This window comes from Lachnospira hominis (ex Liu et al. 2021) (assembly GCF_014287955.1).
GTDB lineage: Bacteria > Bacillota > Clostridia > Lachnospirales > Lachnospiraceae > Lachnospira > Lachnospira hominis.
Map to the genome: position 1 here is coordinate 182,746 of NZ_JACOPD010000004.1, position 19,608 is coordinate 202,353.

The following is a 19,608-nucleotide window of genomic DNA, read 5'->3' on the forward strand; positions in this document are numbered from 1 at the left end:
AAAAAAGCCCCGCCGCAGCGGCGGGGCTTTTTTATTCATATACTTCTCAATATTCAAATTTTTACTTAATCCGGATATTTGCTTGTGATTCCAAAATATTCTTCAAGTGAAATCCAATTGCCATTGTTGTAAAGCTTTTCAGCAAGATCTTTGCCGACATATCTTAAATGCCATGATTCATACTGATAGCCTGTGTATGCATCCTTACCCTTAGGAAAACGTATGCAGAAGCCGTATTTATAACAGTTGTCATTGACCCATCTGCCCTCTGCGGTATCGCCGAAGCTGTCATCTATAGAATTGAGGTCAAAACAGAGCCCTGTCTGATGTTCTGAATTACCGGGTCTTGATGAATATGTATCTGCGGCAGCTTTTCCATCTCTTGCTACATAGGAATTATATAGATTTACCTGATAACTGTATGAACGGTAAGCACTTGCAATATAGATATTAAGTCCCTGTGAAGAAGCGTCAGCCTGCATCGTACGCCATGCACTCATAAGTGTTCTGTCAAGACTTGTTGTGCTTCGCTGGCTTGTTACAGGAACCTCAGGGTCCTGAGGAATAAAATCACTTGGAAGAGAGTAAGTTTTATTGGCGATAAGCACACCATCAACATATGTTATTCCATTGATAGTCTGGATTGAAAATCCTTTGGATGAGACAGACTGCGAATCAGCATACTGGCTTCCTGAATAATCAGAGCTGTTATTATCATTACCTGAATTGTTATCAGAGCCTCCATCAGAATTATTATCAGCATTGTTATCTGATGATGTGGAAGCATCATGGGCCTCCTCAGATTTTATGTTTTCGCTGTTGTTTTCTGTTGTTGTTTTATTGTCATCAGTAGTAGTCTCAGTATTAGCCGGGACTGTTTTGTCGTTATTCTTTTTTTTACTGTTACAGCCTTTAAATGCTAGTACGAATATAATTACTAAAATTAAAACCGCAATGCCTGCGGCAAGTGTGATTTTTTGTCGTCTGACTACAGCTGCACGCTGTTTTCTTGTTAATTGGTTGTTTGTCATAGTTAATCTCCATTCTGATTTTGCCGTTGTAGTGTGGCAGTTCATAAAACAAACCCATTATTGCATTTACAAAAGAAAATATCAAGTGTTGACGTTTCAATTAAAATAAATATATTGAAATGTTATGTTTTGAGTGGTATATTATTAATACATTTAAAAGAGCGAAAAATTACAATTATTTTAAATATGAATGGAGAAATATAATGCATATATCAAAAAATGCTGCGATGCAGATAGTTGATGAAATATCGCAGCTTGTAAAACAAAATATTAATCTTATGGATGAGACGGGGCATATAATTGCAAGCTGTGATAAATCAAGAATAGGCGATTTTCACTATGGAGCATACAAAATCATTACGGAATGTCTTGATGAATATTATCTTAAGAAAGATGATAAGGAAAGGGGAATGAAACAGGGAATTAACCTTCCGCTTGAACTTGATGGTGAAATCGTTGGTGTTGTTGGAATTACCGGAAGTCACGATGAGGTAATAACAGCCGGACGTCTGATAAAAAAGATGACCGAAATTCTGCTTATGGAACGCCGTGTCAGTTATCATCAGCTCATGGATAAGCGTGTAAAAAATGCTTTTTTTGAAGAATGGCTCATAAATGACGGATATAAAAACTTTGATGACCTGAGAGAACGAGGGAAATCTCTTGGGATAGATATAGACAAGCCGGGAAGAATTATTATTGTAAGTATTGATGAACTTGATGAGTATAAAGATAATCAGGAAGGTCAGTCTGTAATTGCCAAATTTGAAAATAATGTTGCAGCATTTCTTAACAGAAATGGTTACAAGGCACATTTCAGAAATGCGTCAAGACAGATAATTCTTATAGATGATATGACAACAGAAAAGGTAATAGAATTTTCAAATGAACTTGCAGATTACATATATGAAAAGCAGAAACTGAATCTTAATATAGGGATTGCAGGGAAAAGTGATGATATGCATGAGGCATACATCCAGGCACATAGGGCGTGGAATGCAGCAGCAGCTGAACATGAAAAGATTATCTGCTATGAGGATATGAGTCTGGAACTGCTTGTTAACTGTATTCCTGCCAAAATTAAGCTTGAATATATTACCAAGCTTTTCAAGAATTCATCTGTTGATGAAGTAAAAGAATATATGTCACTCCTGAAGGCTTATTATAAAGAGCAGGGCTCTATTCAGGCGGTATCTGATAGTCTTTATATACATAAGAATACATTGCAGTACAGGATTGGCAAATTGAAGGAACTGACCGGATATGATGTCAGAAAACCATCCGAAAATCCGGCATTATATATGGCATATCTTATTATGCAGGATATAGAAATGGAAAAAAGTGAAACATATGCTTTGTTACATGAAACAAAATAATTTTAATAATTATGTTACGTGTAACATGTGAAAAGATTTGCTTCCGTGATATGATTGCACCATAGACAGTACGAGCTATTGTACAAATCGTATAAAAAATAACGAAAAGGGGTGTTTATTATGTCAGGAATAGCATTAATTATTGTCTTTATTTTAGCTATCATAGTCATGATAGTAGCAATTTCAAAGTTTAAGGTTCATCCTTTCCTTGCTATCATGGCTGTATCACTTATTCTTGCTATAATTGCAGGAATTCCATTTGTTGATACAGTCACGGCAGACGGAAAGAAGATTTCCGGAATTCCAACAGTAATCGGAGCAGGATTTTCGGGAACATTCAGCAGCATCGGTATTGTAATTATTCTTGGTGCACTTATCGGTTCAGTTCTCGAAAAAACAGGTGCAGCATTAAAGCTTGCCGATATGGTAATTAAAGTTGTTGGTAAGAAGAGACCTGAACTTGCTATTGAACTTATGGGATGGGTTGTTTCAATCCCTGTTTTCTGTGATAGCGGTTTTGTTATTTTGAATCCAATCAGAAAGGCTCTTGTAAAGAGAACAGCAGTATCAAGTGTAGCTATGACAGTTGCTTTGTCAGCAGGTCTTTATATTTCACATGTATTTATTCCACCAACACCTGGTCCGATTGCAGCAGCAAGTACACTTGGTGTAGGTGATAATCTTTTACTTGTAATGGGACTTGGTGTTGTATGTTCTATATTCCCTCTTATTGCAGGTCTTATTTATGCAAAGTTTATCGGCAAGAAAGTAAAGAGTGCAGACGAGACAGGCGATAATGCAGAAGCAGCAAAAACATATGAAGAACTTGTTGCAGAATATGGCAAACTTCCTAATGGATTTAATGCACTTGCTCCAATTCTTGTTCCAATTATACTTATGGCACTTGGCTCAATTTCATCTATGGCCGGCTGGACAGGAGCACTTGATATCGCCTGCCAGTTCTTAGGAAAGCCAATTATTGCCCTTGCAGTTGGTACAATATTTGCAGTAATCCAGCTTGCAACTGCTCATAAGATGAGTGATTTTTATAACATTACTAATGAGACATTAAAAACTGTTGGTCCTATTCTTTTTGTAACAGCAGCAGGTGGTGTTCTTGGTAAAGTTATTTCTTCAACATCAATGGTAAGCTACATAACACAGCATGCAGAAGTGCTTTCGGCAGTAGGTATATTCTTCCCGTTCATACTTGCAGCAATATTAAAGAGTGCACAGGGTTCATCAACAGTTGCTATTACAACAACAGCAGGTATACTTGCTCCGCTTCTTCCTGTACTCGGACTTGCAACACCTGTAAAGTCAGTACTTTGTGTAATGGCTATTGGTGCCGGTGCCATGACAGTATCACATGCTAACGATTCATATTTCTGGGTTGTTACTAACTTTGGTGATATGACACCTGAACAGGGATATAAGACGCAGACAGTATGTACATTAATCATGGGTATTGCATCTATGGTTGAGATATTCATACTTTCATTATTCTTATAATTAAAATGCTGTTAAAATGATATAAAATCAGGAGGATTTATATGGTTATTGGGTTTATCGGACTTGGAATAATGGGGAAACCAATGGCGAAGAATCTTTGTAAAGCAGGATATTCATTAATTGTTAATGACCATCATATAGAAAATATTAATGAACTTGAAAAATGTGGTGCAGAAAGCGGAACATTAGAATATATTGCGAAAAACAGTGATGTTGTTATTACAATGCTTCCAAACAGCCCTCAGGTAAAAGAAGTAATTCTTGGTGAAAATGGTGTAGCCCGGTATATGAAATCAGGTACATGTTTTATAGATATGAGTTCAATAAATCCGGTTGACAGCAGATATATTGGAAAAATTTTGAAAGAGAAAGAAATTGAAATGCTTGATGCTCCCGTATCCGGTGGAGAACCAAAAGCCATAGATGGAACAGTTGCATTTATGGTTGGCGGAGATGAGAATACATTTGAAAAATATAAAGAAATACTTTTTAAAATGGGTTCATCTGTAACCAGATGCGGTGAGCTTGGAGCAGGAAATACAACTAAACTTGCTAATCAGATAATTGTAGCAGGTAATATACAGGCAGTGTCAGAAGCATTTATTCTGGCAAAAAAGGCCGGTGTTAATCCTGAGTGTGTCTTTGAGGCAATAAAAGGCGGACTTGCTGGTTCTACAGTAATGAATGCAAAAGTGCCTATGATGATTAATGATGATGTAAAGCCGGGATTCAGGGTTGATTTACACATCAAAGATTTGAATAATGCTTTGGAATGTGCACACAGTGTTGGTGCTGTTGTTCCAATGACATCACAGATTCAGGAGATAATGCAATATCTTCATAATAATGGAGACGGAAGCAGTGACCACAGTGCAATAATTCATTATTATGAGAAACTGGCAGATATCAAACTTTAATATTTGTATTTCGATAAAAACCAGAAAAGTCTGGTATATAATAGAAGATCAGACGGAAAGGGGAAACATATGAATTATGAATTAAAAAAGGTTGCAGATAATATAATAGATGCAGCTATAAAAGCTGTTCTGCCGGATAAAGCAGTAATAAGAGCACTTGAGAATAAAGAATTTCCCGGCAGGGTAGTTCTTGTTTCAGTAGGAAAAGCAGCATGGCAGATGGCAAATGCTGCATCAGAATATTTGGGCGATAGAATAGATAAAGGTATTGTTATAACAAAATATGGACATGTCAAAGGTGAGATAGAAAATGTGACATGTTTTGAAGCAGGACATCCTGTGCCTGATGACAATTCCTTTAAGGCAACACAGAAAGTCCTTGATATGGTTTCTGATTTAAAAAGTAATGATACAGTTCTTTTTCTCCTTTCAGGAGGTGGAAGTGCATTGTTTGAAAAACCACAGATTTCAGGTGATGAGCTCTCAGACATAACTAACCAGCTTCTTTCCTGTGGTGCAGACATTGTGGAGATAAATACTATAAGAAAACGTTTATCTATGGTAAAAGGCGGAAGATTTGCAAAAATATGCGAACCGGCACATGTATATTCAATTGTGCTTTCAGACATACTTGGAGATCCTCTTGATATGATTGCTTCCGGACCGGCTTGTCCTGATTCTACTACATGTGAGGATGCAAAAAAAATTGTAAATAAATATAACCTGAAGCTTTCACCGGATGCTGAAAAGCTTATGGAGGTTGAAACACCAAAAAAACTGGATAATGTTACGACATTGATTAATGGTAGTGTAAGAGAACTTTGCAATGCAGCGGCAAAAGAATGTGAAAAACATGGTTTTGAGTCAGTAATTCTTACAGACCAGCTTTGCTGTCAGGCGAAGGAAGCAGGAAGTTTTCTTGCCTCTATAGCAAAAACACATTGCCATGGTAATAAAAAGACAGCCTATATTGCCGGTGGCGAGACAGTTGTTAATCTCACCGGACATGGCAAAGGCGGAAGAAATCAGGAGATTGCACTGTCAGCAGCCAGTGGAATTGATGGTATTAAAAATGCTGCCATATTCAGTATCGGAAGCGACGGAACTGATGGTCCGACAGATGCCGCTGGAGGATATGCTGATGCTGATACTGCGGGAGAACTCAGAAAGAAAGGCATTAATATATTTGATGTTCTCAGACAAAATGATGCATATAATGCGTTAAAAGAAACAGGCGGACTTATTATAACTGGTCCGACCGGAACAAATGTTAATGATGTTGCTGTGCTTCTTATTGATTGCGATTGATAGTTAATAAGAAGAAGCCGGTAATATTCATATAAAAGTACCTTCCATCCTATTTGCAGGACTGCCACACTAAGTGATTGGTTTGGCAGTCCTTTTTATTTACGCGTGTAACGAGCCAAAGTCCGTGCTTGCACGAGACCTTGGCGAGTGCCGCGATAACTTGAGAAACCCGCGGAGCGTGTTTCTCATAGTTTATTAGGACTGAAGTATATAATTGAATTTAATATGTGTAAAAATGCCAACATGATTTGCTTTTAAAAAATAATCGGGATATAATTAAATAAAATTAACGTGAATATAAATATTGATTTATAGAGGAGGTACAATTTTATGGTGAAAAATTTTGGACAGTTATCATCAGGGGAAACAGCACATCTTTACAGTTTAATGACAGATATGTTAAGGATTTGTGTCACTGATTTTGGCGGAACACTTGTGAGTGTGGAAGTTAAGGATAAATCAGGCGAATTTGTTGACATAACGCTTGGTTATGATGATGTTGCAGGTTATGAAAATGACAATGACTGTTTTGGGTTTAATATCGGAAGAAATGCAAACAGAATTTCCAATGCACAATTTACCTTAAATAATATTAAATATGTACTTGCAAAAAATGATGGGGAAAATAATCTGCATAGCGGACCACATCTTTTTTCAAAAAGAATGTGGCATGTAACAGAATACAGGGATGATTCAATTGTATTTGAAATTGAGAGCCTGCATCTTGACCAGGGATTTCCCGGAAATGCAAAGTTTTATATTATATACAGAATAACAGGTAGTAATTCATTTGAGATTGAGTATAATGCAGTTTCTGATATGGATACAGTAATTAATATGACAAATCACAGTTATTTTAATCTTAATGGAGAGGGAAGTGGAAGTATTGTTAATCATAAGACCGTTATACATGCAGTTTCTTTTACACCATTAAGAGCCGGTGCAATTCCTACAGGAGAAGTTCGTGCAGTTGAGAAAACACCTATGGATTTTAGAAAAATAAAAAGAATAGGTAATGATATTAATTCAGAATATGAGCAGATTAAGATTGCAGGAGGTTACGACCATAACTGGGTGATTGACCACCATGATTCACAGAATCTGGCTGAATGTGTGGAAGTTTACGGAGACAAAACCGGTATTGCTATGAAGATAAGCTCGGATTATCCGGGAATTCAGATGTATACAGGCAATTATATTGGAAATGTAAAAGGAAAACACGGACATATATACGCACCCCGTGATGGGGTATGTTTTGAGCCGCAGTATTTTCCGGATGCAGTCAACAGACCAGAGTTTGAAAGTTCTGTATGTAAGGCGGGTCAGAAATTTGATAAAAAAATAAAGTATGTTTTTTTTAATGATAAATATTGCTAATATTTGTATTTTGAATTATATTGTTCATTGAAAGATTTATTAATAAATGGAGGATTTATGAAAAAAATTAGCGAACTTATGCCGGAGGCATATGATTTTAATGGAAAGCTTCCATTGAAACAGGCAATACCACTTGGACTTCAGCATGTTATGGCGATGTTTGTTGGTAATCTTACACCGCTTCTTATTATAACCGGTGCATGCGGGATTGGTGCAGGAAGTGAATATGCATCTGTTCAGGTTGCACTTTTACAGAATGCGATGATTATAGCCGGTATTGTAACACTTATTCAGTTATTTGCAATTGGACCAATAGGTGGAAAAGTACCTATTATTATGGGTACAAGTTCCGGATTTATAGGAGTATTCAGCAGTGTGACTAAAATTATGGGCGGTGGAGTATTAGCTTATGGAGCACTGATGGGGGCATCTATTATAGGAGGCTTGTTTGAGACTGTACTTGGAGCATTTATTAAACCTTTGAGAAGATTTTTTCCATCAGTAGTGACAGGAACTGTAGTTTTATCTATAGGTTTGTCACTTATATCAGTTGGTATTAATTCTTTTGGAGGTGGAAATTCAGCTAAAGATTTTGGCTCTTTGGAAAATCTTTTTCTGGCTTTTGTTGTCCTTGTAGTGATATTGTTTTTTAAACATTGGACGAAAGGATATATTAGTTCATCAGCTATACTTATTGGAATTATAGTTGGTTATATTGTTGCATTTATTATGGGATTAGTTCTTCCACATACAGCAGTTTCTGCTGATGGAGTAGAATATACAAAGTCATGGGTGCTTAACTGGAACAAAGTTGCAGAGGCAAAATGGATTGCAATTCCAAAGTTTATGCCGATAAAACCTGTATTTGACCTGAGAGCAATTTTGCCGGTGCTTGTTATGTTTGTTGTTACAGCGGTAGAAACAGTTGGTGATATTTCGGGTGTTATGGAAGGTGGAATGCAAAGAGAAGCAACAGACAAGGAACTTTCAGGCGGTGTTATGTGTGATGGTATCGGTTCAACATTGGCAGCATTGTTTGGCGTTCTTCCTAATACATCATTTAGCCAGAATGTTGGTCTTGTTGCAATGACAAAGGTTGTTAACAGAATAGCACTTGCTTCAGGAGCTGTTTTTCTTATACTCTGTGGACTTATTCCAAAACTAGGTGCATTAATTTCAATTATGCCTCAGTCTGTACTTGGAGGTGCTGCAGTTATGATGTTCTCATCAATTATAGTAAGCGGTATTCAGCTTATAACTAAAGAACCTCTAAATGCAAGAAGACTTTCTATAGTTTCAGTTGCACTTGGAGTAGGTTATGGTATGGGAGTCAGTCCGGCAATTCTTTCACATACACCACAGGCAGTCCAGCTTATATTTGGTGAATCTGGTATTGTTCCGGCAGCAGTTGTTGCAATAATACTTAATGTGATATTGCCGAAAGACGAATAATATCATCCGGTGTGTCAATATCATATAATTCATATTTATCCTGTGCAGGAACAGCAATGACCTGTGCAGGATATTTTTTAATAAGAAATCCGCCACCTTTGTGTTCTGGGAGATTTAAAAGTTCGTTAAAATAATGAGATGGAAATATACATGGAGAGCCGGCATTTCCGTTAAAACTAAGTCTGCATATTTTATTATTATGGTAAACAAATAAAAGACAAAGAAGTTGTAGGGTTGTTCTTTTTATTAATGGTTGATCTGCTGGCAGAAATAAAATTCCATCAGAGTATGAATTATTAATAATATGTGTCACGCCGATACGTATCATATCGTTTCTGTATGGCATATCATGTTTTATAAAATGTATATTTTCATGTCTGCATATTTCGGCTACATCGTTGTGGCGTGTTACAACAATACGGTCTTTAAAATTTACAAAGCGGCTTTCTGATATAGCATTTTCAATAAGCGTTTTTCCATTAAAGTCAGCAGTCAGCTTATTATGACCAAATCTTTTTGACATGCCTGAGGCCATGATAATGCATGAGAGGTTATTGAATATAGTGTCTATATCTATAAGAAGTACATCTTTTCGTGAACGTATTTTGTCAAGAAAAGATGTTGACTGTTTCCTTATTACAGCTAATACATGTGAACTGTTCAGAAGTTCAAATATAGAAGTCTGGAATTGAATGCAGGAACTTTCAAGATATCCGAGTTCATCAATAACAAAAAATCTATTATTTGAATTGTCAATGTGTGAACGGATAGCCGGTATGGCACATTTAAGAAAACCTTCTTGTACGGCTTTCATGTTATTGCCTTTTGATAAAGAATCAGGGTTTGTGGTTAGTGGAGTGCCTATTGTATATTCACGTGCATTTTCAATAAGATTAGATTTTATAACTACTTCAGGTTTCATGGTTTTGTAACTTCGCAAAAAATCAAAATTTTCATTTAAAAGTACGCATAAATTATTTAAAAGAGTTGATTTGCCACTGCCCTTGCAACCTGTAATAAAAAGATGTTTCTTGCCGGTTATATTGTAAAAATTAAGGACCGCTGAAGCATCCATATAAAAATTATTCATAATAATCCCATCCTTTATAATGAAAGAACTGTTTTGTGTAATCTACCGTTAGCATCGGCACATTCAACTACATTAATATTACTATACAAAAATGACATTTTTTCATTGATTTCTGTAATATCTGCTGTATGTACATCGATATCGGATATGATTTTTCCGTTTTTCATAAGAAATATTACATCGCTGTACTCAAGTGCCAGTTCAGGACTGTGGATACACATTATTACACATTTATTATTTCTTGAAATATGAGTTATATGCTTCATAAGCATATGTCGATTTGCAAAATCAAGAGCACTGTCGGGTTCATCAAGAAGCAGAAGAGGAGTATCTTCTATAAGCGTTCTTGCAAGTATGCATAACTGTTTCTGCCCTTCACTTAAAGTTAAAAAATCAGTGTTGTATAAACCGGCAAGCCCTACAGAATCGATAGCTTTATCAACCTGCTGTCTCATATTACTGCTGTATGATTCAAATATACGAAGATGTGGATTAAATCCTAAAAGACATACTTCTCTTACTGTCATACTTATATTTATTCCGGTTTTCTGCGGTATATAGCTTATTAACCGGGCTCTTTTTTTTACTGACATTTTTTCCAGTGTTTTTCCGTTAAGTCTGCATATGCCATTGTGACCGGTAAGATTCATAACAGCTTTCATAAGGGAAGTTTTGCCACATCCATTATTTCCGATAATAGCATAAATATGTCCGGAATGTGCATTAAAGCTTACATTTTTAACAGCACATTTATGACCATAGTATACAGATACATCTGATATATCAAGTGTTGGAACGATTAAATCAGGCATTACAAATCCTCCTTTTTGTTTGATTTTATAAGAAGAATTATAAGCAGTGGTGCCCCAATAACAGATGTAAATATACTTACAGGAAGTTCGGATGATGATAAACTTCTTGCAAAAATATCTGAAAGAGTCATTATAATAGTGCCGGCAAAACCGCTTGAAATGTATGTGAAACGGTCATTTCTTCCAGTGAGCAGTCTGGCAATATGTGGGGCTATAAGACCGATAAAACTTATGAGACCGGTTACACATATTATTGATGAAACTATTAACGTCGCTGTAATCAGTATAATGAATCTGAATATTGTGACATTTACACCTAAAGAAGCTGCTTCATCTTCATTGATAGATAGTATTAGAATTTGCCTGTATAGTAAAAGTATAATAAAGAAACCAATAAATGTTATAAAAAAGGGAATAGCAATACTGTCGATGGATATACCATTGAGACTTCCCATAATCCAGTATTCTATGGATGCAAGCTGTTTTTCCGGGTCAGCAGCAAGTTTTAAAAACATAAGAATTGTCTGTGCAACAGAGTGGATTGCAATACCTGTAAGTATTATGGTGTATTTGTTTTTTCCCGGAACTGCATATGCTGTAAGAAGTGTAATTGAAAGTGCAATTAGACCTCCTGCAAATGCACATATTGAAATAAATGGTGCTGAAGCTGAAACTGCAACGATAGCAAATGCTGCACCGGCACTTGCCCCGGATGAAACACCTGCAATATCAGGCGATGCAAGAGGATTTTTAAATACCAGCTGGTAAACATAACCGGCAATTGAGAGACCAAATCCACCAATAATTCCCATAATTACACGTGGTAAGCGGAGACGGAAAAACACCATAAGCATCATTTTATCGCCGTCCAGTAATCCTTTTATTGTAAGTGGATATTGTCCTGTAAAAACTGACCATATGGATACTGCAATAAGAAGCAGTATCCATATAACAGATAAAAATATAATTTTGTTTTTGTAGTTAGTGATTTTTAACATAAATCATTCCCATATTATTTTGAAGGTGTAAATCCATAGAAATTTTTATAAAATTCTGTTACGCATGATTCGTAGAAATCTTTTGTTATTTTATCAGGATGAAGGATATGTGCAATATAAATACTGCCGAGAAAACTTCCTGGTACCGGAGAGTCCCATGCTTCAGTATCATTTGGAAGCTTTACAACATTTTTATTTTTAATTGCTGTGCAGTTTGCAAGATTGGCATCATTTAATACATCGTCAACAGAGTATGATGCATCAGCAGCTATAATAATATATTCAGGATTCCATGTAAGAATCTGTTCGTAAGAAACATTTGCCCAATAAGTATCTGTAAGTTCAGATGCAACATTCTTCCCGCCGGCATTTGTAAGAAGCGTATCCTGATACATATGACTGCCTGCTGTTGACAGAACAGAGCTGTTACCGGCAAGATATACAGATGGAGCTTTTTCATCTGCAACATCGTTTTTTGTACTTGTTAAAAATGTATCTATTGAATTATTAAGAGCAGTAGCTCTTCCATATGTGTTAGTTATTTTTCCTGCTAAAGTTATGCATTCCTTTAAAAGCGACTGATCTTCAGGATTTACAACAACTGCTTTTATACCAAGTTCATCAAGTGTATCGGCAGCTTTTTTTAATTTCATCGGAAGAAATACTACATCAGGAGCAGCTGCAACGCATGCTTCTGTATTAAATTCTTTTGCAGTTCCCATATTAGGCAGATTTACTGCTGAAGGAGCAGCAAGTTTATATATATTTCGTGTGTTTGCTTTTGCTTCAATACCAACGAGCTTATCTGTTAATCCCAGTGCGATAAGAAGACTTGTTGAAATATAGTATGAAGAAGCAATTTTTTCAGGAGCTTTATCAAATGTTACAGTTCTTCCAGCCTGGTCAGTAACAGTGAGTGGGTAACTTACGCCGATTTCGTTGAAATAAGACATGATTTCAAAAGCAGATGTAGTGTTTTCTGTTGTGTTTTTATTATTGCTGTCAGAATGTGAAGAGTTGCACGCAGTGACAGAGATGAGCATAATCATCGATAAGGCGACAGCTGATATTTTTTTGAAAAGTTTCATTATCAAAATCCTTTCATTAATTTAATTTAGCAAATAGAGTTTATCAGATTGACAATATTTTTACAAGCCGTTATATTTATAGCAGTTAGATGCAGAGTTTTGCAAAATTAAAAGATTGGAGTTTTTATGCTTAATATACAGAATTATATTAAAGTTGAAAGTCTTGATGAAGCTTATGAGCTTAACCAGAAAAAGAATAACAAAATTATTGGCGGTATGATGTGGATGCGTATGGGCGATAGCAGAATAAATACAGCAATTGATTTGTCAGGACTTGGACTTGATAAAATTGAAGAAAATGATGATGAATTTAGAATTGGATGTATGGTAACATTAAGACAGTTGGAAGTTCATGATGGATTTAATCAATATACCGGTGGGTGTGTAAAAGAAGCTTTAAGACATATTGTCGGGGTTCAGTTCAGGAATCTTGCGACAGTTGGGGGAAGCATATTTGGAAGATATGGTTTCTCTGATGTGCTTACACTTCTGATTGGGCTAGATTCTTATGTTGAATTATATAAGGAAGGTATTGTCAGGCTTGAAGACTATGCAGGTCGAAGCTATGACAATGATATTATTGTAAATATTATTGTAAAGAAAAGACCGGTGCATATGTTTTATGAAGCGGTGAGAATTACTGAAACTGATCTGCCTGTATTGACGTGTGCAGGAGTAAAGTTTGCAGATACAGGTTTATGCAATATTTGTATAGGTGCACGACCTGGGAAGGCTGTTATTGTTAAAGATACTTATGACATACTTTCATCTGGAATTAGTGAAGAATCAATAGAAAAATTTGCTGATTTTGTTGAAAAAAATCTGCCAACACAGGGAAATATGCGTGGAAGTGCCGGTTATAGAAGCCATCTTGCAGGTGTTCTTACAAAAAGAGCTTTAATAAATATTAATAAATAATTGAGATTCAGATGGGAGAATATATGTTAGTTAACATTAAATTAAATGGAAAATCTGTCGTGTCTGATATAGCCGCTGATATGACACTTTATGATTTTGTGAGAAAACACGGATGCTATAGTGTAAAATGCGGCTGTGAAACTTCTAATTGTGGTCTGTGCACAGTGTTTCTTGATGAAAAGCCTGTTCTTTCATGTTCAGTTCTTGCAGTAAGAGCGGATAAATGCAGTGTAACAACGCTCGAAGGTATTCAGGAAGAGGCTTCTGAATTTGTAACTTTTATAGCAGACCAGGGAGCTGAACAGTGTGGTTTTTGCAATCCGGGATTTGTTATGAATGCAATTGCACTTTTCAGAGAAAATCCATATCCGGATGAAAATGAAATTAGAGAATTTCTGTCAGGAAATCTCTGCAGGTGTTCAGGTTACGAAGGGCAGCTCAGAGGAATTCTTAATTATATTAAAGCTAAAAAAGAAAAGGAGTTACAGTAATGAAAGCAGTTAATAAAGCTATACGAAAAAAAGATGCGATGCAGCTTCTGCTTGGAAAGCCTGTGTATACAGATGATATTGCACCAGATGACTGTCTTATTGTGAAGTTGTTGCGTTCTCCTTATGCTAATGCTGTCATTAAGGATATTAATGCGGATATAGCAATGAAAGTACCAGGAATAGAGGCAGTTTTTACATATAAAGATATTGACCAGAATATGAAACGTTTTACATGTGCCGGACAGACATATCCTGAGCCAAGTCCGTATGACAGGCTCATACTTGACAGACATGTAAGATTTATAGGGGATCCTGTTGCTATTGTTGCCGGGGTTGATGAAAAGTGTGTTGATAAGGCAATGAAGCTTATAAAAGTAGAATATGAAGTACTTGAACCTGTACTTGATTTTACTAAAGCGAAAGATAATAAAATTCTCGTTCATCCTGAAGATACCTGGGAATCACTTTGTCCTGTCGGAGCTGACAACAAAAGAAATCTTTGTGCACATGATGAGAGTGGTAATGGAGATATAGATAAAGTCCTGAATGAGTGTGATGTTGTTATTGACAGAACATATCATACAAAAGCATGCCAGCAGAGTATGATGGAGACTTTCAGGACGTTTTGCACAATAGATACATATGGCAGACTTCATGTTGTAAGCTCAACACAGATTGTATTCCACTGCAGAAGAATCATATCTCACGCACTTGGAATTTCGCCATCAATGATAAGGGTTACAAAGCCTAGGATTGGTGGTGGCTTTGGAGCAAAGCAGACGTCTGTTTCAGAGATATATCCTGCATTTGTAACTTGGATGACAAAAAAGCCTTCAAAGATTATTTTTTCTAGAAAAGAATCATTGTCAGCATCATCACCAAGACATGAAATGCAGATGCATGTAAGACTTGGTGCAACAAAAGATGGCATAGTAAAAGGGATAGATTTGTACACATTGTCAAATACTGGGGCATATGGTGAGCATGGACCAACTACAGTCGGACTTTCAGGGCATAAATCAATTCCACTTTATGGAAAGGCAGAAGCATTCCGTTTTGTAAGTGATGTTGTATATACTAATGTTATGTCAGCTGGTGCATATAGAGGGTATGGTGCAACGCAGGGACTTTTTGCTGTAGAATCTGCAGTAAATGAACTGGCAGATATTCTTCATATGGATCCATTTGAAATAAGATTTAAGAATATAGTAAAAGAGGGGGATGTAATGCCAGCTTATTATGGACAGGTAAATACAAGCTGTGCATTGGATAAATGTCTTTTAAAAGTTAAAGAAATGATAAAGTGGGATGAAAAATACCCTATGCGTAAAATTTCCGATACAAAAGCCCGTTATGTTGGAATGGGAATGGCAATGCAGGGTTCTGGTATTTCCGGCGTAGATGTAGGAAGTGCAACTTTAAAGCTGAATGATGAAGGCGTCTATACAATGAACATAGGTGCAGCTGATATGGGTACAGGTTGTGATACCATACTTGCACAGATTGCAGCAGAAGTTCTTGAATGTAATACCGATGATATAAGCGTATTTGGTGCAGATACTGATATTTCACCTTATGATTCCGGTTCATATGCATCAAGTACAACTTATATAACCGGTAAGGCTGTTGAAAAATGTGCATTAGAATTACGTGACAGAATTGAAACGCTCGGTGCAAAAATACTTGGATGCAATAAATGTGATGTTAAATTCGATGGCAGCAAAGTGATATGTGAATCAGGCAATAATAAAGATAAGAGTGTAACACTTGCAGATATTGCCACAGCATCAATGTGCGGAAATGATATATCACTTTCTGTTACTAATACTCATTCATCACCAATCTCGCCGCCACCATTTATGGTTGGTGCAGCGGAAGTTGAAGTTGATCTGCTTACAGGTGAGAGCCATATTGTTGAATATGATGCATGTGTAGATTGTGGAACTCCGGTCAATCCAAATCTTGCAAGAGTACAGGCAGAAGGTGGCATTTTGCAGGGAATTGGAATGGCAATGTCAGAAAATATCACATATTCAGATAAAGGAAAACTATATGAAAACTCTTTCTTACAATATAAAATACCATCTAGAATGGATATTGGACATATTAATGTTGAGTTTGAGAGCAGTTATGAAAACGCAGGTCCATTTGGTGCAAAATCGATAGGTGAAGTAGTAATTAATACACCGCTTCCTGCAATTACAGATGCGTTAAGCCATGCAGCAGGGAAACGTTTTTATGAACTGCCTATAACTCCTGAGCAGATTGCAATGTCTAATTCATTGTAAGCATTTTTTTATAACTGCTTGGCGACATTCCCATATTTTTCTTAAAGACATCACCGAAAAAGTTGCTGCTGTTGTAACCACACAGCACAGCGATTTCTGTGATGTTTTTTTCTGAAGAAATAAGCAGGGATTTGGCGGCTTCAATCCTTGTTTTTGTCAGATATTCCTTAAATGTCATGTTTGTGAATGCTTTTATTTTCTTTGACAGCCCTGATTCACTGAGTCCGAATTTCTTTGCAAGTCCAGGAAGGGTCAGGTCATTTCCGTAATTGTCATCTATATAATGAAGAATCTCGCCGGTAGTGATATTGGACAGGTCAGTTTTCTTAATGATTTCATCATTGTATCGGTGGCATCTTATAATGTAAATAATCATTTCAAAAAAATAAGCCTTTGTGAGAGGGGCAGAAAGATTATCAATATTATACTTTTCAAACTGGATTTTTTCAAATAATGAAGAAAGATTAGAAAAACTCTTTCTTGACAACTTTATATGGCGGTTTATGAAAAGATTGTCGATTTCTTCATTAAAATTATCGTCAAAATACCAATTGAGCTGTTCTGTTGATATGTATAAGACTGTTCTTTTTACATCCACTGTATCATAATATACAAATGTATGCTCTTTAAAAGCAGGAATAAACAGAACACTTCCGTCTTCAAGGGTATATTTTTCATTTTCTATATAAACATGGCATTTACCTGACTGCAAAAAGTATATTTCATTAAACTGATGTGAATGTGAAAGAGGAGGCAATCCTTCAACATGTCGGGTTCTATGGTCAATTACAAAGTCTTTACTGATTTTTTCTAACATATATATAATCCTCACTTTTTAATCTTTAGAATTTTTAATCAGGACTTATAATGGTATTTTTTATAAAAGTCCTTATTTTATGTAAATTATAATTTATTTTGCAGATAATTGGTAGTCTGTTTTTGGTCACAAATTTATAATAAAGCCATAAAATATTCACAAAAAACTCATAAGGAGGCAGTAAAAAATGCGAAAAGTTACTAAGTCATTGGTTACGCTTGGATTATGCACAACAATGCTGGCGGGAGCGTTTATTAGTGTTCCTACAGCTGGTGCACTTTCAGGTCTTTCCAAAGTTGATACTGTATATGCAGCAGACGGTGAACAGGTTGAATTAGGAGATCTTGTTTTGCGATTCCTTGCCATAGGAGAGTACGAGCCTAACCGTTATACAAAAAAGGATGGCAATAAGTGGGGACCAGAGGAGATTGAAAAAGGACTTCTTATCAAGGCTGATATGGTTCTCGGAGAAGGCAATGCCGAGGGAATGATGGCACCTATGAAGTGTTCGCTCGAAGATATTACAGGTCATGTTGATGCAGATGTTTCCACGGGAAATATTGTTATTACATATAACGGACTTACACTTACAATGAAAGCAGGCAGTACAACTGCTGAGCTTAAAAACGGAACAGATACGAAGACACTTAATATGAGAAGCGAAGTTGCTCCTTATTTTAAAAAGATTGATGGAGAGAAAAATGCAGACGGAAGCGATTACTACGCATGCTATCTTCCTGTAAAATTTACTGCTGAAGCACTTGGTGGCAATGTTGTATGGAATGATGCAATGCACAGGCTTGAAATGGCATTTGCTTTTTACGCATCGGATGCAGCAGCATCTCCTGTAGTTAATTCAAAATCTGATTACACAACAAGGAAGATGGAGTTAAATTCTAATACATACAGCAAGATGAAAGAAAGACTTGATACTACAAAGCTTACTTCTGAGCAGGTTAAGACCAATGTTGCCAATATGATTAAGGCAGGTCTTAATGTTGTAGACCCTGTATATCAGAATGATGACGGTGGATGGGCAAAGACAAATACAGAATATGATTTGCTTGAAGATTCATTTGCAAGATTGTATACAAAGGGATATTCGACAGTTGATAATGGTGCAACACATGGACACATGAAATTCTTATCAAGAATTATACGTCTTTCAAAAGAAAATCCTACATTATTTGCGGGATATTCGACAGAGCTTTCAACTATTGAAAAAGGTTTCTGGAAAGCTGCAAAATATATGTGTGACGCACAGAATGACAACGGAGGATGGCCACAGTATTATCCTTATGGTGTAGGATATTTCAAGAATATCACATTTAATGATAATGCGATGCCTGACCTCATGGAATCAATATATGCACTTTCAAATGACAGCGGTCTTACAGACAGTGAACTGTGTGAAGATTACGCATGGGCAAGAGAAGAGATTAAGAACCAGACAAATCCTTATGTTCTCGAACTCGGCATCAAGCACGATACATTGAAGTCAGTATGGGATAAAGGTCTTGATTTTGTAATCAGGGCACAGGTTGTAATCGACGGAACTAAGACAGGATGGGCACAGCAGTATGAACCTGATGCGGTTGACCCGGTTCCTGCGGGCGGACGAGCATTCGAGCTTCCTTCAGTATCTCCTGACGAGAGCCTTACAATGGTAAAAGTTCTTGCAAATATTGTAAATCCAAGTGATGCGGTAAAAGAGGCAATCACAAGTTATGTAAACTGGATTAATTCGGTAGGTATTACAGGCTATGGTATATACAACATTTCCGACAGAACAAGAGAACTCGGTACAGACAGACTTTTCTTAAAAGACGGAAGTACAACAAAGCAGTTCGGACGATTCTACGGACTTGATACAACTGGTAAATATTACGGTTTCACTGAGGAACAGATGAAGAATAAGCTCACAAGCAATAAGTTCTACGAGATATTCGCAGGAAGAGATTCAGTGGCACAGCTTAGCATGAATTATGGCATGTGTGAGAGAAGAATCGGTTATTCATATGTAAGAACTGGTGCTGATACAAAAGCAAAGACCATATATGATGCTTGGAAAAAGGCACTTGGCGAGTAATTGGTGCATTTAATATGTGATTAGTATTTACATAAATGGAGGCT

General features: G+C 36.4%; 16 protein-coding genes. 10 read left to right on the forward strand and 6 right to left on the reverse strand.

Annotation, left to right across the window (positions count from 1 at the left end):
* Positions 1–65: 65 nt before the first annotated feature.
* Positions 66–1,031: a M15 family metallopeptidase gene (locus H8S01_RS06940; protein WP_186836673.1), complete on the reverse strand. Its 966-nt coding sequence runs from the start codon at positions 1,029–1,031 to the stop codon at positions 66–68.
* 203 nt (positions 1,032–1,234) lie between these two features.
* Between H8S01_RS06940 and H8S01_RS06945 the strand changes: the two genes are divergently transcribed.
* The 6 genes from H8S01_RS06945 to H8S01_RS06970 all read left to right on the forward strand — a co-directional run bounded on the left by H8S01_RS06945 (position 1,235) and on the right by H8S01_RS06970 (position 8,973).
* Positions 1,235–2,407: a CdaR family transcriptional regulator gene (locus tag H8S01_RS06945; RefSeq protein WP_021865725.1), complete on the forward strand. Its 1,173-nt coding sequence runs from the start codon at positions 1,235–1,237 to the stop codon at positions 2,405–2,407.
* A gap of 120 nt (positions 2,408–2,527) precedes the next feature.
* The gene (locus H8S01_RS06950) at positions 2,528–3,919 is read left to right on the forward strand and encodes a GntP family permease (protein WP_021865724.1); all 1,392 of its coding nucleotides are present in this window, start codon (positions 2,528–2,530) and stop codon (positions 3,917–3,919) included.
* Between the two features lie 41 nt (positions 3,920–3,960).
* Positions 3,961–4,836: a 2-hydroxy-3-oxopropionate reductase gene (gene garR, locus H8S01_RS06955; protein WP_021865723.1), complete on the forward strand. Its 876-nt coding sequence runs from the start codon at positions 3,961–3,963 to the stop codon at positions 4,834–4,836.
* Positions 4,837–4,905: 69 nt separating this feature from the next.
* Entirely contained in the window at positions 4,906–6,144 is a 1,239-nt protein-coding gene (locus tag H8S01_RS06960; protein WP_186836674.1) for a glycerate kinase type-2 family protein, read from the forward strand.
* 330 nt (positions 6,145–6,474) lie between these two features.
* Entirely contained in the window at positions 6,475–7,521 is a 1,047-nt protein-coding gene (locus tag H8S01_RS06965; RefSeq protein ID WP_186836675.1) for an aldose epimerase family protein, read from the forward strand.
* 57 nt (positions 7,522–7,578) lie between these two features.
* On the forward strand, positions 7,579–8,973 hold the full coding sequence (locus tag H8S01_RS06970; RefSeq protein ID WP_186836676.1) for a uracil-xanthine permease family protein: 1,395 nt from the start codon (positions 7,579–7,581) through the stop codon (positions 8,971–8,973).
* Here H8S01_RS06970 and H8S01_RS06975 read toward each other — a convergent pair.
* The 4 genes from H8S01_RS06975 to H8S01_RS06990 are packed head-to-tail and all read right to left on the reverse strand — an operon-like array spanning position 8,945 to position 12,961.
* Positions 8,945–10,063, reverse strand: a complete 1,119-nt coding sequence (locus H8S01_RS06975) for an NTP transferase domain-containing protein (protein WP_186836677.1) — start codon at positions 10,061–10,063, stop codon at positions 8,945–8,947. The two genes, H8S01_RS06970 and H8S01_RS06975, sit on opposite strands and share 29 nt — an antisense overlap.
* A 14-nt stretch (positions 10,064–10,077) precedes the next feature.
* A complete protein-coding gene (locus H8S01_RS06980) occupies positions 10,078–10,875 on the reverse strand; it encodes an ABC transporter ATP-binding protein (RefSeq protein ID WP_186836678.1) in 798 nt (265 codons plus the stop codon).
* Positions 10,875–11,873 (reverse strand): FecCD family ABC transporter permease, encoded by a 999-nt coding sequence (locus tag H8S01_RS06985; protein ID WP_186836679.1) that lies wholly within the window; start codon positions 11,871–11,873, stop codon positions 10,875–10,877. Before H8S01_RS06985 ends, H8S01_RS06980 begins: the two co-directional genes overlap by 1 nt.
* A 14-nt stretch (positions 11,874–11,887) precedes the next feature.
* Positions 11,888–12,961 carry an ABC transporter substrate-binding protein gene (locus tag H8S01_RS06990; protein WP_186836680.1) on the reverse strand — a complete coding sequence of 358 codons (1,074 nt, stop codon included), beginning with the start codon at positions 12,959–12,961 and terminating at the stop codon, positions 11,888–11,890.
* 126 nt (positions 12,962–13,087) lie between these two features.
* Here H8S01_RS06990 and H8S01_RS06995 point away from each other — a divergent pair, with 126 nt between their 5' ends.
* The 3 genes from H8S01_RS06995 to H8S01_RS07005 are packed head-to-tail and all read left to right on the forward strand — an operon-like array spanning position 13,088 to position 16,658.
* On the forward strand, positions 13,088–13,879 hold the full coding sequence (locus H8S01_RS06995; protein ID WP_186836681.1) for an FAD binding domain-containing protein: 792 nt from the start codon (positions 13,088–13,090) through the stop codon (positions 13,877–13,879).
* A gap of 23 nt (positions 13,880–13,902) precedes the next feature.
* Entirely contained in the window at positions 13,903–14,370 is a 468-nt protein-coding gene (locus H8S01_RS07000; protein WP_186836682.1) for a (2Fe-2S)-binding protein, read from the forward strand.
* Positions 14,370–16,658: a xanthine dehydrogenase family protein molybdopterin-binding subunit gene (locus H8S01_RS07005; protein WP_186836683.1), complete on the forward strand. Its 2,289-nt coding sequence runs from the start codon at positions 14,370–14,372 to the stop codon at positions 16,656–16,658. The genes H8S01_RS07000 and H8S01_RS07005 overlap by 1 nt, the downstream gene beginning before the upstream one ends.
* On the opposite strand, the gene H8S01_RS07010 is transcribed toward H8S01_RS07005, so the two are convergent.
* A complete protein-coding gene (locus H8S01_RS07010; RefSeq protein WP_186836684.1) occupies positions 16,645–17,475 on the reverse strand; it encodes an AraC family transcriptional regulator in 831 nt (276 codons plus the stop codon). The two genes, H8S01_RS07005 and H8S01_RS07010, sit on opposite strands and share 14 nt — an antisense overlap.
* 187 nt (positions 17,476–17,662) lie before the next feature.
* Here H8S01_RS07010 and H8S01_RS07015 point away from each other — a divergent pair, with 187 nt between their 5' ends.
* On the forward strand, positions 17,663–19,564 hold the full coding sequence (locus H8S01_RS07015) for a pectate lyase (RefSeq protein WP_186836685.1): 1,902 nt from the start codon (positions 17,663–17,665) through the stop codon (positions 19,562–19,564).
* Positions 19,565–19,608: the final 44 nt, after the last annotated feature.